20 protein-coding genes are annotated in these 21,486 nt (G+C 68.1%); 8 read left to right on the top strand and 12 right to left on the bottom strand.

Annotation, left to right across the window (positions count from 1 at the left end; all coding sequences use genetic code 11):
* Nucleotides 1–50: 50 nt before the first annotated feature.
* The 3 genes from EAH76_RS05405 to EAH76_RS05395 all read right to left on the bottom strand — a co-directional run bounded on the left by EAH76_RS05405 (nucleotide 51) and on the right by EAH76_RS05395 (nucleotide 2,856).
* Nucleotides 51–1,535, bottom strand: a complete 1,485-nt coding sequence (locus EAH76_RS05405; RefSeq protein ID WP_140850373.1) for a PAS domain-containing sensor histidine kinase — start codon at nucleotides 1,533–1,535, stop codon at nucleotides 51–53.
* A gap of 32 nt (nucleotides 1,536–1,567) precedes the next feature.
* Entirely contained in the window at nucleotides 1,568–2,032 is a 465-nt protein-coding gene (locus EAH76_RS05400; protein WP_347233103.1) for a potassium channel family protein, read from the bottom strand.
* Nucleotides 2,033–2,118: 86 nt separating this feature from the next.
* A complete protein-coding gene (locus EAH76_RS05395; protein WP_140848949.1) occupies nucleotides 2,119–2,856 on the bottom strand; it encodes a glycosyltransferase family 2 protein in 738 nt (245 codons plus the stop codon).
* Between the two features lie 214 nt (nucleotides 2,857–3,070).
* Here EAH76_RS05395 and EAH76_RS05390 point away from each other — a divergent pair, with 214 nt between their 5' ends.
* From EAH76_RS05390 to EAH76_RS05375, 4 genes are read left to right on the top strand one after another with little or no spacing between them, the layout of a single operon-like run.
* Nucleotides 3,071–3,931: an SMP-30/gluconolactonase/LRE family protein gene (locus EAH76_RS05390; RefSeq protein WP_241659569.1), complete on the top strand. Its 861-nt coding sequence runs from the start codon at nucleotides 3,071–3,073 to the stop codon at nucleotides 3,929–3,931.
* Nucleotides 3,928–4,830, top strand: coding sequence for a 2-dehydro-3-deoxygalactonokinase (locus EAH76_RS05385; RefSeq protein ID WP_140848947.1), 903 nt, complete (start codon nucleotides 3,928–3,930; stop codon nucleotides 4,828–4,830). The genes EAH76_RS05390 and EAH76_RS05385 overlap by 4 nt, the downstream gene beginning before the upstream one ends.
* Nucleotides 4,827–5,465, top strand: a complete 639-nt coding sequence (locus EAH76_RS05380; protein WP_140848945.1) for a 2-dehydro-3-deoxy-6-phosphogalactonate aldolase — start codon at nucleotides 4,827–4,829, stop codon at nucleotides 5,463–5,465. The genes EAH76_RS05385 and EAH76_RS05380 overlap by 4 nt, the downstream gene beginning before the upstream one ends.
* 29 nt (nucleotides 5,466–5,494) lie before the next feature.
* Nucleotides 5,495–6,235 (top strand): FadR/GntR family transcriptional regulator, encoded by a 741-nt coding sequence (locus EAH76_RS05375; RefSeq protein ID WP_140848944.1) that lies wholly within the window; start codon nucleotides 5,495–5,497, stop codon nucleotides 6,233–6,235.
* Here the strand turns inward: EAH76_RS05375 and EAH76_RS05370 are convergent.
* Nucleotides 6,232–6,666 carry a MerR family transcriptional regulator gene (locus EAH76_RS05370; protein ID WP_140848942.1) on the bottom strand — a complete coding sequence of 145 codons (435 nt, stop codon included), beginning with the start codon at nucleotides 6,664–6,666 and terminating at the stop codon, nucleotides 6,232–6,234. The two genes, EAH76_RS05375 and EAH76_RS05370, sit on opposite strands and share 4 nt — an antisense overlap.
* 346 nt (nucleotides 6,667–7,012) lie before the next feature.
* Here EAH76_RS05370 and EAH76_RS05365 point away from each other — a divergent pair, with 346 nt between their 5' ends.
* From EAH76_RS05365 to EAH76_RS05350, 4 genes are all read left to right on the top strand, one after another.
* Nucleotides 7,013–7,423: a DUF2147 domain-containing protein gene (locus EAH76_RS05365; protein WP_140848940.1), complete on the top strand. Its 411-nt coding sequence runs from the start codon at nucleotides 7,013–7,015 to the stop codon at nucleotides 7,421–7,423.
* Between the two features lie 46 nt (nucleotides 7,424–7,469).
* Nucleotides 7,470–8,774, top strand: coding sequence for an OmpP1/FadL family transporter (locus EAH76_RS05360; protein ID WP_140848938.1), 1,305 nt, complete (start codon nucleotides 7,470–7,472; stop codon nucleotides 8,772–8,774).
* Between the two features lie 231 nt (nucleotides 8,775–9,005).
* Complete coding sequence (locus EAH76_RS05355; protein WP_140850371.1) at nucleotides 9,006–9,596, top strand: alpha-ketoglutarate-dependent dioxygenase AlkB; 591 nt, start codon at nucleotides 9,006–9,008, stop codon at nucleotides 9,594–9,596.
* A gap of 43 nt (nucleotides 9,597–9,639) precedes the next feature.
* Nucleotides 9,640–10,482 (top strand): exonuclease domain-containing protein, encoded by an 843-nt coding sequence (locus tag EAH76_RS05350; RefSeq protein WP_347233087.1) that lies wholly within the window; start codon nucleotides 9,640–9,642, stop codon nucleotides 10,480–10,482.
* Here EAH76_RS05350 and EAH76_RS05345 read toward each other — a convergent pair whose 3' ends face one another.
* The 8 genes from EAH76_RS05345 to EAH76_RS05310 form a co-directional block, all read right to left on the bottom strand.
* The gene (locus EAH76_RS05345) at nucleotides 10,483–11,313 is read right to left on the bottom strand and encodes an aldo/keto reductase (protein WP_140848934.1); all 831 of its coding nucleotides are present in this window, start codon (nucleotides 11,311–11,313) and stop codon (nucleotides 10,483–10,485) included. It abuts the gene before it with no gap.
* Between the two features lie 19 nt (nucleotides 11,314–11,332).
* A complete protein-coding gene (locus tag EAH76_RS05340; RefSeq protein ID WP_140848932.1) occupies nucleotides 11,333–12,736 on the bottom strand; it encodes an efflux transporter outer membrane subunit in 1,404 nt (467 codons plus the stop codon).
* On the bottom strand, nucleotides 12,733–13,617 hold the full coding sequence (locus EAH76_RS05335; protein ID WP_140848930.1) for an efflux RND transporter periplasmic adaptor subunit: 885 nt from the start codon (nucleotides 13,615–13,617) through the stop codon (nucleotides 12,733–12,735). Before EAH76_RS05335 ends, EAH76_RS05340 begins: the two co-directional genes overlap by 4 nt.
* Nucleotides 13,614–13,820 carry a DUF1656 domain-containing protein gene (locus tag EAH76_RS05330; RefSeq protein WP_140848928.1) on the bottom strand — a complete coding sequence of 69 codons (207 nt, stop codon included), beginning with the start codon at nucleotides 13,818–13,820 and terminating at the stop codon, nucleotides 13,614–13,616. The genes EAH76_RS05335 and EAH76_RS05330 overlap by 4 nt, the downstream gene beginning before the upstream one ends.
* Nucleotides 13,817–15,862: an FUSC family protein gene (locus EAH76_RS05325; RefSeq protein ID WP_140848926.1), complete on the bottom strand. Its 2,046-nt coding sequence runs from the start codon at nucleotides 15,860–15,862 to the stop codon at nucleotides 13,817–13,819. The genes EAH76_RS05330 and EAH76_RS05325 overlap by 4 nt, the downstream gene beginning before the upstream one ends.
* Complete coding sequence (locus EAH76_RS05320) at nucleotides 15,859–16,308, bottom strand: MarR family winged helix-turn-helix transcriptional regulator (RefSeq protein ID WP_241659568.1); 450 nt, start codon at nucleotides 16,306–16,308, stop codon at nucleotides 15,859–15,861. Before EAH76_RS05320 ends, EAH76_RS05325 begins: the two co-directional genes overlap by 4 nt.
* A 455-nt stretch (nucleotides 16,309–16,763) precedes the next feature.
* Nucleotides 16,764–18,167, bottom strand: coding sequence for an efflux transporter outer membrane subunit (locus EAH76_RS05315; RefSeq protein WP_140848924.1), 1,404 nt, complete (start codon nucleotides 18,165–18,167; stop codon nucleotides 16,764–16,766).
* 8 nt (nucleotides 18,168–18,175) lie between these two features.
* Nucleotides 18,176–21,373, bottom strand: a complete 3,198-nt coding sequence (locus EAH76_RS05310) for an efflux RND transporter permease subunit (protein ID WP_140848923.1) — start codon at nucleotides 21,371–21,373, stop codon at nucleotides 18,176–18,178.
* Nucleotides 21,374–21,486 lie beyond the last annotated feature (113 nt).

Raw genomic sequence — 21,486 nt, 5'->3', positions numbered from 1 at the left:
CACCCGGTGGATCAGAGCGCGCATCCTGCCTGGTACGATGCGCCGCGTCGTTACGTAATGCTCCGGGGGTCGCTGTCCTCCGGCGCGCCGCGGACGGTGAAATGGAACGCCGCACCCCCTTTCGCGGCGGGCACGGCCCAGATCCGCCCGCCATGCGTCTCGACGATCGTCCGGCAGATTGACAGTCCGAGCCCCATGCCGTTTTCCTTGCTGGTGGCAAAGGCCTGGAACAATCGCGGCGCGACCGTCGGGTCAATGCCGGGGCCGGTGTCGGCGACGATGATTTCGACCATGTCGCCCGCCGCCGCGCGCACGCGGACGGTCACGTCGCGCACCGGCGAACGCGCGACCGCCTCGACCGCATTGCGCACCAAATTGACCAGGACTTGCTGGATCTGCACGCGATCGACGAGCGCGTGCGGGGCAGGGCTTTCGAAATCGAAAATGGCCCGCACGCCGCGCTCGCGTGCGCCGATCAGCGCCAGCGCGCTCGCCTCCTCGATCAGCGGACGCAGTGCGACGACTCGCCGATCGACCTCACCGCGCGTCACGAAATCCCGCAAGGCCCGGACGATATCGCCCGCGCGCAGCGTTTCCTTGGCGGATTGATCGACGGCCTCGCGCAGATAGCCGAGCGTATTGCCATCGGGCGCGTCGAGCAGATCGCGGCTCGCCTCCATGTAATTGGCGATCGCGGTGAGCGGCTGGTTGAGTTCGTGCGCGAGCGTCGAGGCCATCGTCCCCATCGCGCTGAGCCGCGAAACGTGGATCAGCTCAGACTGGAGCTCCTTCATCCGCAATTCGCTGCGTTGCTGTTCGGTCAGGTCGCGGATGAAGCCGGTGAAGATGCGGCGGCCCCGGCTGCTCGCCTCGCCGACCGCGAGTTCCATCGGGAAGACGCTGCCATCGCGCCGCGCGCCGACCACGACGCGGCCGATCCCGATGATGCGGCGCTCGCCCGTCGTCAGATAATGGCCGAGATAGCCGTCATGGCGGTCGCGGTCGGGACCGGGCATCAGCGTGCTGACGTTGCGGCCGATCAATTCGGCCTCGGCATAGCCGAACAGCCGCTCGGCGGCGGCGCTGAACGAGAGGATCCGACCCCGCTCGTCGATCACGATCATCGCGTCGGGCACGGTTTCGAGGATCGAGCGGACATGCTGCTCGCTATCGGCGAGCGCCGCCTCGGCCGCGCGGCGGGCGGTCACGTCGTACACGCTTTGGCCATAGCCGAGCAACGCGCCCGCCGGGTTGCGCAATGCGACGAGTGTCGAATCGGCGAGAAATTCGGAACCGTCGCGCCGGATCCGCCACGCTTCCTTGCGCGTCGTCACATGCTCGCGCGCTTGCGCCAGGTCGGCGGCGGGAACGCCGCGTTCGGCGTCGGCGGGGGGATAGAATAGCGCGAACGACTGGCCGATGATCGCCTCGGCGCTCCAGTCGGTGAGGATCTCGGCCCCGCGATTCCAGCTTGTCACCAGCCCTGCGGGATCGAGCAGGAATTGCGCGCGGTCGGTGGTGCTGTTGACGAACAGCGCGAAGGCATCCGCCAGCGGATCGGTCGGGGTTACCGGAATGTGCCTATCTCCCCTTCGACGAACCGGATTCGCCCGACCACCGCGACGAAGAACGCGGTCGACCAGCCGAGCAGGATGACGCCGTTCGCGCCTTCGATCGCGCCGATGATCCGCCAGCTGCGGTCGAGCACGATATCGCCATAGCCGATCGTGGCGTAGGTCGATGTCGAAAAATACAGAGCGCTTTCGAAATCGGGCAGCGCGCGCGTCACGCTGTAGAGCGCCGCATAGCTCCAGATCTCGATCGCATGAAGCACGAACAGCCCTATCGCGGCGCCGATGATGCCGATCCCGTCGCGGACGACGCTGCCCGTCGGCTGGCTGCGCGCCCGGTGATGGCGCAACACCGTCAGCAGCAGCGCGATCCCGACGAGATGGATGCCGACGGTGAGCGCCACCATGCCGGTTGCAACCAGGAGTTCGAAGACGAGGTTCACGCGATGAGTGAAGGCCACGCACGCCCGATGCGCAGTTGGGGATTATACGTAGCGGGCAGGGGGCGAGCCGACCGCGGCGCACCGGACCCAGCGCGGATCATCCGCTAGCGGATATCCTGATAGCCCTTGGTCGCGGGTTTGCCGCGCACCATGATCGAGGCGTAATTAGCGAGATAGATGCCCGCGATCTTCGCGAACCCCTGCTTCTGCATCCGCCGGCCCGAGGTCGGCATGACGAAGCGCGGCGAGAACAGGACCTTGCCCTGCTGCTTGGCGCGCTTCGCGATATCGACATCCTCGCCATAGAATTCGATCGTGCTGTCGAAGCCGCCCATCTTCTCGAGCACGTGGCGCGGGATCGCGAAATTGCCGCCGACCAGGAGATAGCCGGTGATCCTATAGATCGAGCGCGCCGCGACGAACCACGCGGTCGACACGCGGTTACGCAGCCCGCTCAGGTCGTAGAAGCTGTAGGGGCCCGACAGGCAGGCGAGATCGCGGTTCGCGGCGAACTGCTCCCAGATCTGTTCGATCCACCCCGCCGGCGGATGCGTATCGGCATCGACATAGGCCAGGATATCGCCGCTCGATGCGGTAAAGCCGCGCTGCCGTGCGCGCGTGATGCCCTTGCTCGGCTCGAACACATATTTGACCGAGGGGTAGCGCTCGACCACCGCCTTGGTGCCGTCGGTGCTGTTGTTATCGACGACGATGATCTCGAATGCCTTGCCCGCGACATTGCGCATCACCGCGTCGAGACACGCGGGGAGATAGGCCTCCTCGTTATAGGCGGGAATGATGAGGCTGATTGTCGGCGTTCGAACATGGGGTAAGCCGGTCATGTCGGCGCAGGTGCCCGATTATCGGCTTTAACGCCAGCGCGGATGTCGCGGAACGCGGTGGATTTGGGCAGGGATGGGACATTTTTCGAGCCCATGCGGAGGCCCGTCGCGGGTTCGCCCGCACTTTGCGGATCGGCGATTGCCCGATCCGGGTCGGGCAATTATATGATCGATCAGACATTACGGGCCATTGGCTCACGATCGGAGAGCATCTGTGCCGCAAAGTCGTTTGGTTTGGCCGATCGAGGCGACCCTGGGCGAGGGGCCTGCCTGGATCGATGACATGCTGTGGTTCGTCGACATCAAGGCGGGGGCGATCCATCGCTACGATCCCGCCGCCGATGCGCGCGACAGCTATGTCGTGGGCGGCGCGCCGAGCTTCATCGTGCCGACCGCGGACGGCGCGCTGCTCGTCGGCAATCGCGGCGCGCTGCATCTCTTCGACGGCGAAGCGCTTGCCCCGCCGCTCGCGACAGTGTCGATGCCGGTGCATAATCGCACCAACGATGCGACGGTCGATGCGCTGGGGCGCCTCTGGTTCGGCACGATGGACGATGAGGAGACGCGCCCGAGCGGCGCCGTGCATGTGTTCGACGGCGCAAGCATCAGCGCGGTCGGCGGCGACTGTACGATCACCAACGGGCCTGCGATCAGTCCCGACGGGCGCCATCTGTACCATGTCGATACGTTGGCCGGTACGATCCACCGCTTCGACATCGCCACCGACACGCTGTTGCGCGATGGCACACTGTTCGCGACGATCGCGCCCGAGGACGGCAATCCCGACGGCGTGACGGTCGATTCGGAAGCATGCGTCTGGGTCGGGCTGTGGGGCGGCTGGGAGGCACGCCGCTATGCGCCCGACGGAACGCTGCTGCTGCGTGTCGCCTTGCCCTGCGCCAACGTCACCAAAATCGCCTTTGGCGGCCCCGATCTGCGCACCGCCTATGTCACGACCGCGCGCGTCGGCCTGTCCGACGCCGAACTGGCCGAGCAGCCGCTCGCTGGCGGCCTGTTCGCGTTCGACGCGCCGGCGCCGGGGCTGCCGCTTGCCAGCGTGCGGATCGCGCGATGAGCTATCGCATCGTCGGCGATTGGGGCACCAGCCGGCTCCGCCTGTTCCGAATCGAAGCCGGCCACGTTGTGGCGCGGGTCGAGGCGGCGGGGATCGGCGCGCTGGAGGATACCCCCGAAGCGACGCTGCGCACAGCGATCGCGCCGTGGCGGGCCGATGGCGAACCCCAGGCGATCACGCTGTGCGGCATGGTCGGGTCGCGCAACGGCTGGATCGAAGTGCCCTATGCGGCGTGCCCGGCCGATGTGGCGGGCTGGGCGGCGGAGGCGGGGCGGATCGCGCTCGACGGCGTGCCGGTCGCGATCCTGGCCGGGCTCGCCTGTACCGCACCGTCGGGCGGCCCCGACGTGATGCGCGGCGAGGAGACTCAGTTGTTCGGCGCGATCGCGCGCGATCCCGTGCTGCGCACCGGGCGGCACCGGATCGCGCTGCCGGGGACGCACAGCAAATGGGCGACGATCGAGGACGGGCGGATCGTCGCCTTCCAGACCTTCTTCACCGGCGAGCTGTTCGCCCTGCTGCGCGATCGCTCGACGCTGTTGCGCGCCGCGGCCAGGAGCGACGCCGATCCCGCCGCCGAACAGGCCGGTTTCGCGCATGGCCTGACGCGAGCGGGTGATGGCGATCTGCTGCTCGGCGCGCTGTTCGAAGCGCGCAGCGCGCAGCTCATCGAGGGCCGATCGCCCGATTGGGCAGCGGGCTATCTGTCGGGCCTGCTGATCGGCCGCGAGATCGCCGAGCTTGCGCCAACCGCGGGCGAAACGGTCGGCCTCATCGGCGATCCGGCGCTCTGCGACCGCTATGCCCGCGCGCTTGCCGCACGCGGGATCGACACGAATTTGCTCGACGGCGATGCCTGTGTGCTCGCCGGCCTTGCCCTGATGGAGACGGACCGATGACGATCGACGAACTGCTGGCTGGTGGCGCTCCGCCCGTTGTCGCCATCCTGCGCGGGATCCGCCCCGACGAGGCGCTCCCGGTCGCCGAAGCGCTTGTCGAGGCCGGTATACGCATCATCGAGGTGCCGCTCAACTCGCCTGATCCGTTCACCAGCATCACCGCGATCCAGCAGGCGTTCGGTGATACGGCCGCGATCGGTGGCGGGACCGTACTCAATGTCGCCGCGGTCGAAGCGCTCGCCGCGACGGGCGGAACGGTGATGGTCACCCCCAATACCGATTCCGCGGTGATCGCGCGCGCGGTCGAGCTCGGGCTCGAGCCGATGCCGGGCTTCGTCACGCCGAGCGAGGCGTTCCGCGCGATCGATGCCGGCGCGCGCCGGATCAAGCTGTTCCCCGCGGTCGCCCTCGGTCCGGACTATCTGAAGGCGATCCGTGAGGTGTTGCCGCGCGACGTCTCGGTATGGGGCGTGGGTGGCACCGGCGCTGACAATTTCGCCGACTGGCTCGCAGCGGGCGCCGAGGGGATCGGCGTCGGGGGCGGGGTCTATCGGCCGGGCGACGATGCCGCGGCGGTCGGCGCCAAGGCGCACGCGCTGGTCGCGGCGTGGCAGGTGACACGCCGAGCCTTGTGAGTGGCGGCGGAGTGCGCGATCCTGGCGTCATGACACCCCTGCCGCCGCATGATGTCCGCAGCTCGCTTGGCCGCAACCTGACGCACGGGATGCTCGACGCGCTCGGCCGGGCGATCGTCACGGGCGTCTATACCGGCAAGCGCTTCCCGACCGAGGCGGATCTGACGCTGCAGCACGGCGTCAGCCGCTCGGTAACGCGCGAGGCGGTCAAGATGCTCACCGCCAAGGGTCTGCTCTCGGCGCGGCCGCGGCAGGGGACGATCGTCCAGCCCGCCGAATCGTGGAACCTGTTCGATCCCGACGTGCTCGGGTGGCTGCTCGATCGCACCTTCTCGCTCGAGCTGTTGCGCCAATTCAACGAACTGCGGATCGCGATCGAGCCCGCCGCCGCGCAGCTGGCGGAGCGCAATGCGGGCGACGCCGGTCTCGCGGCGATCCGCGCCGGCTATGCGCGGATGGTGGCGGCCGAGGCGGGCGAGGACGACCCGCTCGACGCCGATATCGCGTTCCACGTCGCGATCCTGCGCGCCGCGGGCAATCCGTTCTACGCGCAGTTCGAGGAGGTCGTGACGACGGCCTTGCGCTCGTCGATTCGCTTCACCAACCGCTTCAAGGGCCGCAGCGCCGATCTCGCGGCGCACGGCGCGGTACTCGCGGCGATCGAGGCGGCGGACGGCATCGCGGCGCACCGCGCGATGCAGCAGATCATCGCCGACGTCTTGGCGCTGATCGTCGAACGCGACCGACGCGCTGAGGGATCCGCCGCCTAGGCGTCGCGCGCAGCCGCACCCGCCACGACGCTAGGCCGTGGGCGGCGGGGCTTCGGCACGCGCTCAAGCGCCTCACGCTCGATCTTCTCGAGCTCGGCGAGCGTTTCGGCGATCGCCTCCTGTTGCGCGGCCAGCCGGTCGATCCGCTGTCGACAGCGTTGTGCCAGCGCGCGCATCTGTTCGACATGCTGCGGGTCGGCATCGTAGAGATCGAGGAATTCGACGATGTCGCGCAGCGTGAAGCCCAGGCGCTTGCCGCGCAGGATCAGCCGCATCCGTGCGATCTCGCGCCGGGTATAGACGCGAATCGCGCCGACCCGGCACGGCGTGATGAGCCCCTTATCCTCGTAGAATCGCAATGTCCGCGGCGTGATGTCGAGCATCTCCGCGACCGCGTTGATCCCCGTCAGATCCTCCAAAGGCTCGTCCATTCATGTCCTCAATCCAGCGACACCAACCCTTGCCGGACCCCCGGCGAGCGCCGGACACGCCCCTGTGCGGAGTGCGTGCCGGTCAACGTCTTGTCGCGAGTGTCGCGGATTTCGTCGCATTGGGGAAGCGCGATCTTGGCGTGGCGTGGTTTCGCGCGACGCCACGCCGCCGACAAAGGCTTGACTTGTCGAGCGACGAATCTACTGGGGCCTAACTGCCGCATACGTCAACGCGCTCGCGATTAGGGCCGAAACGGAGCGACAGCAGAACCGACCGTGCGGGCATCGCCCCAAGCATGGCAAAACGACTGCACTGCCGCGATGACGGTGCTTGGAGAGGAAAGACATGTCCCTGTTGCTCATCGGCGCCTTGCTCGCCGGCGCACCCGCCACTGCCGACACCGTGATCGGTCGGTGGAAAACCGAAACCCACAACGCCATCGTCGAGATCAGCCATTGCGGCGCATCGATCTGCGGCAAGATCGTCACCTCCGACGCGCTGCGGTCGAACCCGGCGCTCAAGGATTCCAACAATTCCGACGTCAAGCTGCGCATGCGCCCCGTTCAGGGGATGCTGATGCTGAGCGGCTTCTCGCCCGACAAGGACGGCGTCTGGGCCAACGGCCAAGTTTACAACGCTCAGGACGGCCGCACCTATAGTGGCCGCATCACGCCACTCGGCAACGACCAGCTCAAGCTGCGCGGCTGCGTCTTCTTCCCGCTCTGCAAGACGCAGACGTGGACGCGCGTGCGCTGATCGCCCGCTTTTTCTTCCCCTCGAAAAGTACATTCAGGAAATTATCATGGTATTTCGTTGCAAGGCCCCGTTGCTGGCCGCGTCCGCACTCGTCTCGACCGTCGGCTTCGCTGGCGTAGCGCATGCCGACGCGTTCTACCTCCAGTCGCAGACTACGGTCGGCGCAGGCCGCTCGTTCTCGGGCGAAGTCGCCGACACGGGCCCATCTTCGCTGTGGTGGAACCCCGCCGCCATCGCCGGGATCACCGATGCCGAAGTTCAGGTCAGCGCGACCGCGATCCTGCCCAAGGGTGACGTCGTCGACAACGGCACGCTGATCTCGCGCCCGGGCCAGCCCTTCACCGCGATCGGCGGCCAGACCCGCTCGCGTGACCCGATCAACAACGGCGTGCTGCCGAGCGGATCGTTCGCCTATCCGATCAACGACCGGATCGCGGTCGGCCTCGCGGTGACCTCGCCGTTCAGCTTCACCACCGATTACGACGCCAACAGCTGGACGCGCTACAGCGCGGACAAGACGCGGCTGCGCACGATCGACATCCAGCCGTCGATCGGCGTGGTGCTGACCGACTGGCTGCGCGTCGGCGGCGCGCTCAACGTCGAATATACCGATGCCTATCTCAGCAACGCGCTTCCCAACCTCTCGGCGGCGCTGCCCGACGGCAGCCAGACGCTCAAGGGCGACGGCTGGGACTTCGGCTGGACCGCGGGCGTGCAGCTGCACAACAAGCTCGTTTCGGTCGGCATCAGCTACAAGTCGAGCATCAAGCACACGCTGAAGGGCGATCTGACCGTTGCCGGGCTAGTCGGTCCGCTCGCGTCGCAGAACCGCTCGCTTTCGGGCGTCACCGCGCAGTTCAACACGCCGGGGCAGGTGATCGTCGGTGGCCGCCTGCGCGCGACCGAGGCGCTGACGCTCAACGCGCAGGTCGTCGCGTATAACTGGAGCAAGTTCGACGCGATCCGCCTCGGCGCGCCGATCAACGTCGCGCTGCCCGAGAACTATCGCGACAGCTGGAGCCTTGCCGGCGGCTTCGATTACGCCGTCAGCCCCAAGGCGACGATCCGCGCCGGCGTGCAGCGCGCCGTGACCCCGACGCAGGACGGCCTGCGTGACGCGCGCGTGCCCGATTCGAACCGCTGGACCTATTCGGCCGGCGGCAGCTACCGGATGAACAAGCACATGACGATCGACGCGGCGGCGAGCTATGTCGACTTCAAGGACACGACGATCGACCGTGCGACCGCGGCCTATGCCGGGACCGCTGCGCAGACGGTGATCCTGACCAAGGGCCTGCTGCAGAACGCGCATGCCGTCGTGCTGTCGCTCGGCGGGCGCTTCAGCTTCTGATCGCGACCGACATCCGGGGATCTTGCAATCCCCGGACACGACACCATCTCCTTGTCATCGTTCAACAATGGAAAGGAGGTGGTCGAATGTCTCATTGTCTCACGCCGCAGTCGGCACAGGTTTTGAGCTCGGTCTCCCTCGTGGAGGGCGGTCTCGCCTGAATATTTTGCCGGCTTGAGGCCGACAATGGAAAGGCCGTCCCGCAAGGGGCGGCCTTTTGTCTTTGGATTGATGACGCTGGACCTGTTCGATACCCCGATCCTGCCCGGCCTGCACGCGGTCGAGGATTTCGTGTCCGAGACCGAGGCGGCGGCGCTGATCGAGGCGATCGACGCGACGGAGCTGGAACCGTTCCGCTTCCAAGGCTGGCTCGGCAAGCGGCTGACGCACAGTTTCGGCTGGCATTATGATTTCGACACCGGCGGGATGGGCGAGGCTGAGCCGATCCCGGAATGGCTCGATCCGCTTCGCTGCCGCGCCGAGGCGATGGCGGGGTTGGCGGAGGGTTCGCTCGTCCAGGCGCTGGTGATCCGCTACGATATCGGCGCCGGGATCGGCTGGCACCGCGACCGCCCGCACTTCGAGCATGTCGTCGGCGTTTCGCTGGGCGCCCCCGCGACGTTGCGCTTCCGCCGTCGGATCGGGGATCGCTTCGAGCGCGCCACAGTGCCGCTGACCCCGCGCGCTGCCTATCATCTGAGCGGTGCGGCGCGGCATGACTGGGAGCACAGCATCACCGAGATGGACGCGCCGCGCTGGTCGATCACCTTTCGCAGCCTGTCCGACAAGGGCAGGGCGCTGATCGCCGCCGGGAATCGCTAAGCCTGTGGACAAGGCCCGCCCGAAAACTGCTATGCGGGACGACGTGTCGTCTGCCGCATTCCAGTCCCCGCCGCCCGATTTCGTCGTGATCGACGTCGAGACCGCCTGTTCGCGTGCGAGCAGCATCTGCCAGATCGGCATTGTCGGGTTTCGGAATGGCCGCGAGATCTTCGAGTATGAGACGCTGCTCGATCCGTGCGACGAGTTCAACATCTTCAACACGCGGATCCACGGGATCGCCGCGCACCATGTGGTCGGCCAGCCGCGTTTCGGTGACGTCCATGCGATCGTCGAGCGGCATCTCGCCGGGCGGACCACGGTCGCGCATTCGTTCTTCGACAAGAGCGCGCTTGCGGCCGCGTGTCGGCAGCACGACCAGCGGATGATCGAGACGACGTGGCTCGACAGCGTCCGCGTCGCCAAACGCGCCTGGCCCGATCTCGAGAACCACAAGCTCGGCGGCCTCGCGCGCTATCTCGGGATCGAGCATCGCCATCACGATGCGCTGAGCGATGCGCGTGCGGCGGGCTGGGTTATCGTCAAGGCGATCGACCAGACCGGCATCTCGCTCGACGAATGGCTGGCGCCGCCGCGCAAGCCCGGGCCGCCGCCCACGCCGGCCGAGGCAGGGCCGCTGCTCGGCGAGCGCGTCGCGATCGTCGGCGAGCCACGTGATGGGCCGTTGGCGCACCGCCTCGCGGCGCTTGGGGCCAAGGTGATGACCTCGGTCGGTACGAGCACGAACGTGCTCGTCGTCGCGGGGGGCGATCGCTTCACGCGCGCGACGTTTACCAGCCCGGCTTACGGCAAGGCCGAGGCGCTGCGCCGCGCGGGCAAGCCGATCCAGATCGTGTCCGAACAGACGCTGCTCGCCGCGATCGGCTGATCAGAGCATCGCGAGCGGCGTCCGCGACCGCGGCGGCGGGAAGGCTGCGTCGAGCGCTGCCAGCGTCTCCGCATCGAGTTCGAAATCGAGCGCGGCGCGATTGTCGCGGACGTGTTCGACGCTGCCCGCCTTGGGGATCGCGATCACATCGTCACGCCGCATCGTCCAGGCCAGCGCGAGCTGCGCCGGGGTCGCGTCGCGCTCGGCAGCGATCGCCGCCAGAGTGCGGTCTTCGAGCAGGCGGCCTTGCTCGACAGGGCTATACGCCATGACCGGGATGCGACGCGCCGCTAGCCACGGGAACAGATCATGCTCGGGCCCGCGTCGCGTGAGATTGTAGAGGATCTGGTCGGTTGCGCAGCCTTCGCCGCCGGCGTCGATCAGCTCTTCCATATCCTCGGTGTCGAGGTTGCTGACGCCCCAGCGAGCGATCAAACCCGCGTCCCGGAGTGCCTCCATCGCCTCGACCGTCTCGGCCAGCGGGACAGAGCCTCGCCAGTGAAGCAGATACAAATCAAGCCGGTCGGTCCCGAGCCGCTCGATGCTCGCCTCGCACGACGCGCGTAGTCGTGCCCGCCCGGCATTTTGCGGATACGCCTTGCTGACGAGGAACACCTGATCGCGAAGACCCGCGATCGCTTCGCCGACCAAGGCCTCGGACTCGCCCTCGCCATACATTTCGGCGGTGTCGATCAGCGTCATGCCGAGCGCGATGCCCTCGCGCAAAGCCGCGATCTCGGCGCTGCGTTTCGCGCGGTCCTCGCCCATCATCCACGTGCCCTGGCCAAGCGCGGGCACGCTCGTGCCATCGGGAAGGGAAACCTGTTGCATCATCGCTCCTGGCGGCGCGTCAGGACTGCCAGCCCCCGCCAAGGGCCTTGAACACATCGACTTGCCGATCAACCAACAACGCGTTGGAGGCGGCAAGGTTCGCTTGCGCAGTGGTCAGCGCCGCCTGTGCGCTGAGCAGCGACAGGAAATCGGTCCGGCCGAAGCGATAGAGCGTGCCCGCCTGGTTGGCGGCGGTGGTGGCGCTCGACTGCGCGCGGGCGAGTGCCGCGTTGCGATCGGCCTCGCGCGCATAGGCCGACAGCGCGGTCTCGGTCTGGCGCAGCGCCTCGAGCGTCGTCGAATCGAACTGTGCGAGCGCGCCATCGGCGGCGGCGCCGGCCTGCGCGATCTGCGCGCGCACGATCGGCCGGTTGGGGAAGCTCCAGCTGATCAGCGGCCCCAGCCCGACATGGAAGGCATCGCCCGAGCCGAACGCCGATAGCGGCCCCGTCAGCCCGACCGATCCGCCAAGGCTGACCTGCGGATACAGGTTTGCGGTCGCAACGCCGATCCGCGCAGTCGCAGCGGCGAGCGAGCGCTCGGCGGCGCGGATATCGGGACGCCGCGCGATCAACCCCGCGCCGTCACCGATCGGCAACGGCTTGCGCATCGTCGGCGCAGTGGCGCAGCTTGCCACGTCCTTGGGATAGTCGGCCGGAGCGCGCCCCATCAGCGTGGCGAGCCGGTAGAGCGCAGCGGTGCGCGTCGCGATCGTCGAGGGGACGAGCGCCGCACTCTGGTCGACCGCACTCTGCGCGCGCGTCACGTCGAATGCGGTGCCGCGCCCGCCGCGTTGCAGCCGCTGCGTCACCCCGAGCGTCTGGCGCTGGAGCGCGAGCACCCGGTTGTTGGCGGCGAGCACCATGTTGGCGGTGCAGGCGGCGGCGTAGCTGCGCGCGATCTCGGCAGCGACGGTCACGCGGACATTGTCGCGCGCGGCGGCGACGGCTTCGGCATCGCCTTGCGCCGCCTCGATCCCGCGTCGGATGCGGCCCGACAAATCGAGCGGGTAAGCCAGCGACAGCCCGACATCGTACCCCACCGTCCCCGGCAGCGATCCGCCGGTGCCATAGGGCCGCGATAGCGTCGCGCCGCCGCCGAGCGTGGTCGAAAGCGTCCGCCCAGCCGCCACTTCCGCCACGACCGCGTCGGCGCGGCGGAGATTGGCGTCGGCGACGCGCAAATCCGCATTGGCGGCGAGCCCCTCGGCGACCAAACCGTCGAGCCGCGCGTCGCCATAGAGCTGCCACCAATGATCGGGCAGCGGCACGTCGGCGAAGCGCGCCTCCTTGCCGCTATCGAACGCGCCTTGCGCGCTCGGCCGGTTGACCACGGCGGGATCGGGCAGCGTGTAGTTCGGTCCGGCAGTGGTGCAGCCCGCCAGCAGCAGCGCGACGGCGCCGGTGATGATACCGCGCGTCATGCATGCACCTTTGGCGCCGGCGGCACGACCGTCACCGTCGCGCTGCGGCCGACGATCAGCGCGACGCCCTGCGGCACCGCGACCAGCTTGACGCGCACCGGAATGCGCTGCGCGAGGCGAACCCAGGTGAAGGTCGGGTTGACGGTCGGCAATTGGTTGGCGCTGACGCTGCGCTCATTGTCGCTGATGCCCGCGGCGATGCTGTCGACCCGGCCTTTCAGCGCACGCGGTTCGCCCATCAGATGGACGACGACGGGATCGCCGAGATGGATGCTGCCGAGCTTGGTTTCCTCGAAATAGCCTTCGACGCGGATCGAATCGGCATCGACCAATGCCATCGCCTGTGCACCCGCCGCGATATAGTCGCCGGGATGCAGATCGAGGTTGGTCACGGTACCGTTGACGCTGGCGCGCACCGTGGTCCGCGCCAGATTGAGCGCAGCGGTCGATCGCGCGCTCTGCGCCTGCGCGAGTGCGGCGCTGGCGGTCGCGACGCGCGCGACGTTCTGCTCGTGCGTTTCCTTGGCGACGAGATCACCCAGCGCCAGATCGCGCTGCGCCTCGCGTCGGGCCTGGAGCAAAGTCGCGCGCGCACTCTGGATCGCGGCGTCGGATTGCGCGAGCGTCAGCTCGAAGCGCGGGCGATCAACCACGAACAGGATGTCGCCCGCCTTGACCCGCTGATTGTCCCGCACCGCGACCTGGGTGATCAGCCCGCCGACATCGGGGGTGATCCGCACGACATCGGCGCGGATGTGCCCGTCGCGCGTCCACGGATCGGTCTCGTAGCGGTGCCACAACCATATCGCGACGAGGATCGCGAGCAGCACGATCACGATCGTCACGGCGGAACGGCCAAGCGGGGCGAGCAGCGATTTCATAACGAGGGTCCGGTCAGCAAGGACAAGAGTCCGAGGAGAAGGAAGAACAGGGCAAGATCGACCAGGGGTCGGTACGCAACGAAGCGATAGGCGCCGAACGCCGAGAGCAGCCGCGTGACCACGCCGGTCAGCACCAGCGCCGCGATCGCCAAGAGCAGGATCGTCGGGACATAGACCCCACCAAGCGAGACCTCGCCGATCATGCCGCGACTCCATATGCCGGGGCGGCAGGGAACAGGTTGCGGCGGAGCGACGTCAACGCCAGCACGCCGGCACGTGCCTTCGCTGCCTCGGCATTGGCCGCAGCCGTACCGAGCGCGCTGTCGAGATCGGCGAGCAGGACGGGTTCGGGCGGGGCGGGGCGATCGGGCCGCAGCGCGCGATAATGCGCGCCGACCCCCAACAGCACCGGCGTGATGCTCGCCGCATCGTCGGGTGTGCCGTCGATCCGCAGCTGGCGCAATTCGCCGATCGCCACGCCGACGCGCAGGTCGCTCAGCGCGTCGAGCAGCGGCTTGCCGGGGTCCTTGTCCTGCAGCGCAAGCCGCGGCGCGAGCAGGCCGATCCGGTCGAGCATCCGCGCGACCCAGCCGGCGGCATCGGGCGGCCCCTTCGCGTTGCTACGCTGCGCCAGCTCGCGCCAGCCGGCACGGATCAGCCGGCGCGCGGCGGTATCGGCGCCGATCGTCTGGAACAGACCGACGGTGACGACCGCGAAGATCGTCCCGATCAGCTGCGAGATGCCGCCATTGACGAAAGTGTCGAAGCTGCCGCCATAGCGATCGTTGAGCCCGACGGTGTTGATCCCGCCGAGCAGAGCGCCAAGCGTGATGAGCGTCGTGCGCGGGCGCGCGAGGAACACGCCGCCGACCAGCAGTGCCGGCGCGAGCGCCGCGATCAGCGTCGCGAAATCGCTGATCCGCGGGAGGATCGCGAAGGCATAGACGGCGGCGACGAGCAACCCGACGATCGTGCCGTAGAAGAACGCCATGATCGCAGGCGCCGGATCGTCGCTGTTGCCGAACAGCGCGCAGCACACGCCGGCGATCAGCACCGCGCCGGCGCCATCGGCCCAGCCCGTGCCGATCCAGAAGACGCAGCCGAGCAGGATCGTCGCGACCGTCCCCGCCGCCGCCCGCAAAGCGATCCCGCGGTCGCGGTGGAGCGGGCGCCGCGCGGTCCGCGCCAGCAATCGGGCAACCCCAGGATTGAGCGGCGCGCGCGACGGTGAGCGCATCTGGTCGAGCAGGTCGCGCGCGTTGCGGTGCGCATCGATCAGCTCGGCGAGCCTTGCGAGAAGGCTGAGGCGCAGCGCATCGCGCCACAGCAGCGGCTCGACCACCGACGGCTCGAGCCCGCGCGCGCGCGCGATCAGCGCGTCGGCGGCGGCGTTGCGTTCGGCCATCGGCGGCGCTGCCGCGAGCCAAATGCGGACGTCTTCGATCAGCGCGAGCGCCTCGGGGCGGGGCGCGTCGGCACCGCGCAGCAATTCGCGGATGCGGTCGTCGACCGCGCTGGCGAGGGGCAGCAGCATCGACAGCTCGCCCTGCAGTGCGCGGAGCGTGCGGACGCGCGGCTGGAGCCGCGCGGTATCGAACGGCAGATGGATCGAGAGCTGGTGCAGCTCGTTGATATCGAGCGCGAGCCGCCGCCGGTCCTTGTCGAGCCGGCTGTCGGCAAGCCCCGCGAGCGAATCGCGCGACCAGCGCTCGGCATCGGCAAGGATCGCGTTGACTCGCGAAAGGAGCGTCGCGGTCACGGTCTGCGGGAAGACGAAGCCGTGGACCAGCGCGCCGCACAGGATGCCGATCGTGATCTCCTCGACGCGCAGGATCGCGGTCGTGAAGATCGCCCCGGGCGCTTCGACCGAGGGGAAGCCGATGATGCTCGCAGTGTAGCCGGCGAGCAGGAAAACGTATGCGCGCGGCGTCCGGTCGAGCAGCGCGATATAGAGGCACACCCCGAGCCACAGCGCCAACCCGAGCGACAGCAGTTCTGGCGCGTTGACGAGGTTGGGCACGAGCACGACCGCGGCTGCTGCGCCCAGCACCGTGCCCATCACGCGGAAGACCGCCTTGGACAGTGCTGCGCCCGCCAGCGGCTGCGCGACGATGTACGAGGTCGTCACCGCCCAATAGGGGCGGGTGAGGCCGATCCGTAGCGCGATATAATAAGCGAGCCCCGCTGCGATCAGGCATTTGACCGAGAACAGCGCCTCTTTCCAGCCGAAGCGATCGCGCGTCATCGGCTGCGTTTCCGGGTGAAACGCCCCTCGAGCTGCTCGGCGACACGTAGCGCGGTGGCGAGATCGTCGTCGGGCGTGTCCGCGAGCATCTCGCGCCGCAAGGCCTCGAATGCCGCTTCGATCTTTGCCACCAGCGCACGCCCGCGCTCGGTCAGGCGCACGCGGCTGACGCGCGCATCGACCTCGTCGCGCTGCCGATCGACGAGTTCTGCCGCGACGAGCTGGTCGATCACGCGGACCAGGGAGGCGGCGGAAACGTCGAGCTGCGCGGCAAGGTCGGTCTGTCGCACATCGTCGCCGAGGCGCCCGACCTGGACGATCGTCCATCCCCCCGATGCCGACAGACCGAGCCCGCTCAGCGCACGATCGGCCGACTGCCGCCACATCCGTGCGAGCGGCAGCAGGGTGCGCGCATAGGCGGCCTCGACGTGAGATCGTTCGGACATCATTAGCGTGCTAAGTAATGACGCATGGCGCTTTCGCAAGCCTCAAGGACGGAATGAGACGGGAACGAAACGAAACGGCTTTGGGTCCGCGCTGGTCCGAATTTTCTGGGAGGAACGGCAGGCCCCCGATGACATACATTTATCGTCGGCTACGCGCGGCATAGGGTCTCTGGGCCTGACGACCGATCGGCCGCGGGCGAACGGCGAAGCACGGCCAAATGGTATCTTTGATGGCCGCGCTCGGTAAAGCCGATTCTCCTCCCCTCCCTGAAAGGGAGGGGTCGGGGGTGGGTCGGCCCGTGGCGGCGTCGGCCCTCTCTTCAGACCAACCCACCCCCAGCCCCTCCCTTTCAGGGAGGGGAGAGCGTTACGCCTCCGGCGCGCTGATCGCGTCGGACATCGACGCTCACCTCATGCCGCACCAGGAGAAGTCGCGGCTGTTGCGCCTAGCGGAATTAGGTTCGGGCGGTTTGCCAACCACCCCCGAGCGCGCGGAACAGGTCGATCTGCGCGTCGGCGATCCGCGCGTCGGCGGACGCCAGTTCGGCATCGCTATCGGCGAAGGTGCGTTCGGCATCGAGCACTTCGAGGAAGTCGATCGTGCCCTCGCGCTGGCGGGCGCGAGTGATGCGCGCGGCGGTCGCGGCATTGTCGCGCGCCGATTGCAGCTGGGTGCGGCGGTCGAGCTCGCGGGCATAGCTCGACAGCGCGGTCTCGGTTTCCTCGAGCGCGGTGAGCACGCTGCCGTCGAAGGTCGCGAGCGCGCCGCGCGTCTCGGCCTTGGCGCCTGCTATCTTGGCACGCGCCGCCGATTGATTGAGCGACCAGTTGAGCAGCGGGCCGAGCAGCCAGCGCACCGGTCCACCGGTGAAGATGTCGCCGACGGTGGTCGCGGTCGATCCGATCGACGCACCGAGCGAAATCTGCGGATAGAGCTGCGAGGTCTGCACCCCGATCCGCGCGGTCGCCGCGGCGAGGCGGCGTTCGGCCGCGCGGACGTCGGGACGACGACCGAGCAGAGCCGCGCCGTCGCCGATCGGGATCGGCTGGTCGATGCGCGGCGTGGTGCTCCGGGCGCCGGCGTTGGCGGGCAGATCGCGCGGCGTACGGCCGGTGAGCGTCGCCAGGCGGAACAGCGCCGCCTGCCGCTCGCCCTCGATCTGCGGAATGAGCGCGGCGCGCTGATCGCGCAATGCGGCGATGCGGACCTGGTCGAGCTTGGTCGCGCGCCCGGCCTCGACGCGTTTGCCGGTCAGCGTGGTGGACTTTTCGAGCAGGTCGACGATCCGCCGCGCGACCGCGAGCCGCTCGGCCGAGGAGGCGGCATCGACATAGGCACGCGTCGTGGCGGCGACGATCGAGACGCGCACCGCATCGGCATCGGCCTGCGCCGCCCCGACGTCACCGCGCGCCGCCTCGACGTTGCGGCGGACGCGGCCCGACAGATCGAGCTCGTAGCTGACGTCGAGCCCGACATCGTAGGTGGCCCGTTCACGCGCGAAGCCCGGCAAGCTCTGCAGCTGGGATGCCCGCGCGTAATTCCCGCTCGCGCCGAGATCGATCTGCGGCTCGCGGTCGGTCTTGGCCCCGCGCAGCGAAGCGCGTGCCGTGTCGAGCCGCGCGACCGCGACGCGCAAATCGGTGTTCGCCGCCAGCGCATCGGTGACGAGACCGTCGAGCACGGGATCGCGGTACAGCCGCCACCAATTCTGGTCGGCATCGGCGGTGATCGTCGCCGTATTCGCCGTGACGAAGGGCGCAGCGGCGGTCGGCGGGGGCAGGGGGGCGACGTAGCTGGGCCCAGCGGCGCACGCGGAAAGGGCGAGCGCGGAAAGGCTGGTGAGCAGGACGGTTTTCATGATCGTTCCTATTCGGCTGGCTGCAGCGTGGGGGCGGCAGCGGGGCCATGCGTCGCGTGCGGGTCGGGGCGGCGGCGTTCGAGCCGCTTCGCCAGCGCGCGCGCGACGACATAGAAGGTGGGGGTGAAGAGCAGGCCGAAGCCGGTGACGCCGATCATCCCGAAGAACACCGCGGTGCCGAGCGCCTGGCGCAATTCGGCGCCAGCCCCTTCGGCGATCACCAGCGGCACCGCGCCGAGGATGAAGGCGAAGCTCGTCATCAGGATCGGCCGCAACCGGTCCTTGGCGGCACGGACGGCCGCCTCGATCGGCGACAGGCCGTCCTCTTCCTCGGCCTGCTTGGCGAACTCGACCACGAGGATCGCGTTCTTCGCGGCGAGCGCGATCAGCACGACCAGGCCGATCTGCGTCAGGACGTTATTGTCCATCCCGCGCAAATTCACCCCGGTCATTGCCGCGAGCAGGCACATCGGCACGATCAGGATGATCGCGAGCGGCAGCGTCAGGCTCTCATATTGCGCGGCGAGCACTAGGAAGACGAACAGCACCGCCATGCCGAAGACGAGCCCTGCGGTACTGCCGGCCGACTTCTGCTGATAGGCAATCCCGGTCCATTCGTGCGCATAGCCCGTCGGCAAGGCTGTATCGGCGAGCTTCTCCATCGCGACAAGCGACTGGCCCGAGGACGACCCCTTGGCGGTGTCGCCATCGACCTCGACCGCCGGGAACAGATTGTAGCGCACGACGCGATACGGCCCGGTCTTGTCGCGGAAGGTCGAGACCGCGCCGATCGGCACCATCTGCCCGGTGTTCGAGCGGGTCTTGAGGTTGGCGATATCGGCGGTGGTGTTACGGAACGGAGCGTCGGCCTGGGCGGTGACGCGGTAGGTGCGGCCGAGCAGGTTGAAGTCGTTGACGAACGCCGACCCGAGATAGACCTGCAACGCCTCGAACACGCGCTCGGGGGGCACACCCAGCATGTTCGCCTTGGTACGATCGACATCGGCGAAGATGCGCGGGGTGGCGGTGTCGAAGAAGGTATAGACCTGCGCGAGCCCCTTGGTCTGGTTCGCCTGGCCGATCAGGCCGTAGGCGGTCTTGCCCATCTCCTGATAGCCGTGGCCCTGCAGGTCCTGCACCATCAGGCGATAGCCGCCGGCCGAGCCGATCCCCTGGATCAGCGGGGGCGGGACGATCAGCAGGCGCGCCTCGTTGATGTCGGCGGTCGCCTTCTGTGCCTCGCCCATGATCGAGGCGAGGCTGACGCCGAGCTTGCGACGCTCCTCGAAGCTCTTGAGCGGGATGTACGCCGCTGCGCTGTTCGGCGCGAGCGTCTGCGACGGGCCGTCGAACCCGGCGAGCATCACCGCGCCCTTGACCCCGGCGAGCGGCAGGATGCGCTTGGCGACCTTCTGCATCACCGCATCGGTGCGATCGACCGCCGATCCTGGCGGCAGCTGGATGATCGTCAGGAAGTAGCCCTGATCCTGTGCCGGCACGAAGCCCGACGGCGTGACCGTGAAGACGACGGCGGTCAGCGCGATCAACGCGCCGTACGCCAGCATCATTTTCCGCGGTGCGCTGACGAGGCGCAGCGTCATGCGGCCATAGGCCTCGCTCATCCGCTCGAAACCGCGGTTGAAGCTATCGCCCGCGCGGCGGACGAGGCGCGTCAGGCGCCCGCCCGAATCCGCCGGGGTATGCGGCTTGAGCAGCATCGCCGCGAGCGCTGGCGACAGCGTCAGCGAGAGCAGCAGCGAGATGATCGTCGCGGTCGAGATCGTCACCGCGAACTGACGGTAGAAGGCGCCCGACAGGCCGGTGAGGAACACGGTCGGGATGAACACCGCGCAGAGCACCAGCACGATCGCGACGAGCGCACCCGACACCTCGTCCATCGACTTGCGCGCCGCCTCGAGCGGGGAGAGGCCGTGTTCGAGGTTGCGCTCGACATTCTCGACCACGACGATCGCGTCATCGACGACGATGCCGATCGCGAGCACCAGACCGAACAGCGAGAGGTTGTTGAGCGAGTAACCGACCGCCGCGAGCACCGCGAAGGTGCCGATCAGCGAGACCGGGATCGCGACGATCGGGATGATCGCCGCACGCCATTTCTGCAGGAAGACGAGGATGACGAGCACGACGAGGATCATCGCTTCGATCAGCGTGTGCTTCACCGCGTCGATCGACTGGGCGATGAATTCGGTCGGATTGTAGATCACGCGATAGGCGAGCCCCTTGGGGAACTTCTTCGACATCGTCTCCATCTCGGCCGACACCGCCTGTGCGGCGGCGAGCGCGTTGGAACCGGGGCGTTGGAAGACGGCGGCGATGACGGTCGGCTTGCCGCTGAGATAGGTGTTGGCGCCGTAATCCTGCGCGCCGAGCTCGACGCGGGCGACGTCGGAGACCTTGACCTGACGACCGTCCTTGTCGGTGCGGATCACCACGTCGGCGAACTGCTTCGGGTCGGTCAGTCGGCCCTGCGTCTCGACGTTGAGCTGGAAGGCGTTGCCGGTGGCGTAGGGCGGCTGGCCGAGCGTGCCCGCCGCGACCTGGACGTTCTGCGCCCGAAGCGCAGCGACGATCTCGCCCGCTGTCAGATCAAGCGCCGCGGCGCGGCCGGGGTCGATCCACACGCGCATCGAATAGTCGCGCGCGCCGAACAGCTGCACGTCACCGACGCCATCGATGCGGCTGAGGCGATCGCGCACCTGCGTCAGCGCGTAATTGGAGATGTAGCCGCGATCGAGCGAATTGTCGGGCGAGACCAGATTGACGACCATCAGGAAGTCGGGGCTGGTTTTCCGCGTGACGACGCCAAGGCGCTGCACGTCTTCGGGCAGCCGCGGCACCGCGACCGCGACGCGGTTCTGCACCAGCACCTGCGCTGCATCCAGATTGGTGCCGATCTTGAAGGTGACGGTGATCGTCACCTTGCCGTCGCCGGTCGATTGCGACGACTGGTACAGCATGTTGTCGACGCCGTTGATTTCCTGCTCGATCGGCGCGGCGACGGTCTCGGCGACCGTTTCCGCCGAGGCGCCCGGATAGGTCGCGCTGACCGTCACGGTCGGCGGCACGATGTCGGGATATTGCGACACGGGCAGGCTGAAATAGGCGATCAGCCCGACGATGGTGATGACCACCGCGATGACTCCGGCGAAGATCGGCCGGGTGATGAAGAAGCGCGAGAAGCGCATGGACAGTGTCCCTCGAAGAAGCGCGCACGCCACCGAGCGGCGTCCAGGAGCGGACGCCGACGCGACGAACGGCAGTGATGAATCGATCGGCTATTGGGTCAGTATCTGGGGCA

Source organism: Sphingomonas glacialis (genome assembly GCF_006439055.1).
In the GTDB taxonomy this organism is placed as follows: domain Bacteria; phylum Pseudomonadota; class Alphaproteobacteria; order Sphingomonadales; family Sphingomonadaceae; genus Sphingomonas; species Sphingomonas glacialis_A.
The sequence above is the reverse complement of the archived record's forward strand: the minus strand, read 5'-3'. Positions and strand labels throughout refer to the sequence as shown.

Coding starts and splice junctions, on each gene's coding strand:
- EAH76_RS05395 (WP_140848949.1), bottom strand. CDS start 2,856: ATGACCGGCTTACCCCATGTTCGAACGCCGACAATCAGCCTCATCATT.
- EAH76_RS05385 (WP_140848947.1), top strand. CDS start 3,928: ATGAGCTATCGCATCGTCGGCGATTGGGGCACCAGCCGGCTCCGCCTG.
- EAH76_RS05380 (WP_140848945.1), top strand. CDS start 4,827: ATGACGATCGACGAACTGCTGGCTGGTGGCGCTCCGCCCGTTGTCGCC.
- EAH76_RS05375 (WP_140848944.1), top strand. CDS start 5,495: ATGACACCCCTGCCGCCGCATGATGTCCGCAGCTCGCTTGGCCGCAAC.
- EAH76_RS05370 (WP_140848942.1), bottom strand. CDS start 6,666: ATGGACGAGCCTTTGGAGGATCTGACGGGGATCAACGCGGTCGCGGAG.
- EAH76_RS05365 (WP_140848940.1), top strand. CDS start 7,013: ATGTCCCTGTTGCTCATCGGCGCCTTGCTCGCCGGCGCACCCGCCACT.
- EAH76_RS05360 (WP_140848938.1), top strand. CDS start 7,470: ATGGTATTTCGTTGCAAGGCCCCGTTGCTGGCCGCGTCCGCACTCGTC.
- EAH76_RS05355 (WP_140850371.1), top strand. CDS start 9,006: ATGACGCTGGACCTGTTCGATACCCCGATCCTGCCCGGCCTGCACGCG.
- EAH76_RS05345 (WP_140848934.1), bottom strand. CDS start 11,313: ATGCAACAGGTTTCCCTTCCCGATGGCACGAGCGTGCCCGCGCTTGGC.
- EAH76_RS05340 (WP_140848932.1), bottom strand. CDS start 12,736: ATGACGCGCGGTATCATCACCGGCGCCGTCGCGCTGCTGCTGGCGGGC.
- EAH76_RS05335 (WP_140848930.1), bottom strand. CDS start 13,617: ATGAAATCGCTGCTCGCCCCGCTTGGCCGTTCCGCCGTGACGATCGTG.
- EAH76_RS05330 (WP_140848928.1), bottom strand. CDS start 13,820: ATGATCGGCGAGGTCTCGCTTGGTGGGGTCTATGTCCCGACGATCCTG.
- EAH76_RS05325 (WP_140848926.1), bottom strand. CDS start 15,862: ATGACGCGCGATCGCTTCGGCTGGAAAGAGGCGCTGTTCTCGGTCAAA.
- EAH76_RS05320 (WP_241659568.1), bottom strand. CDS start 16,308: ATGTCCGAACGATCTCACGTCGAGGCCGCCTATGCGCGCACCCTGCTG.
- EAH76_RS05315 (WP_140848924.1), bottom strand. CDS start 18,167: ATGAAAACCGTCCTGCTCACCAGCCTTTCCGCGCTCGCCCTTTCCGCG.
- EAH76_RS05310 (WP_140848923.1), bottom strand. CDS start 21,373: ATGCGCTTCTCGCGCTTCTTCATCACCCGGCCGATCTTCGCCGGAGTC.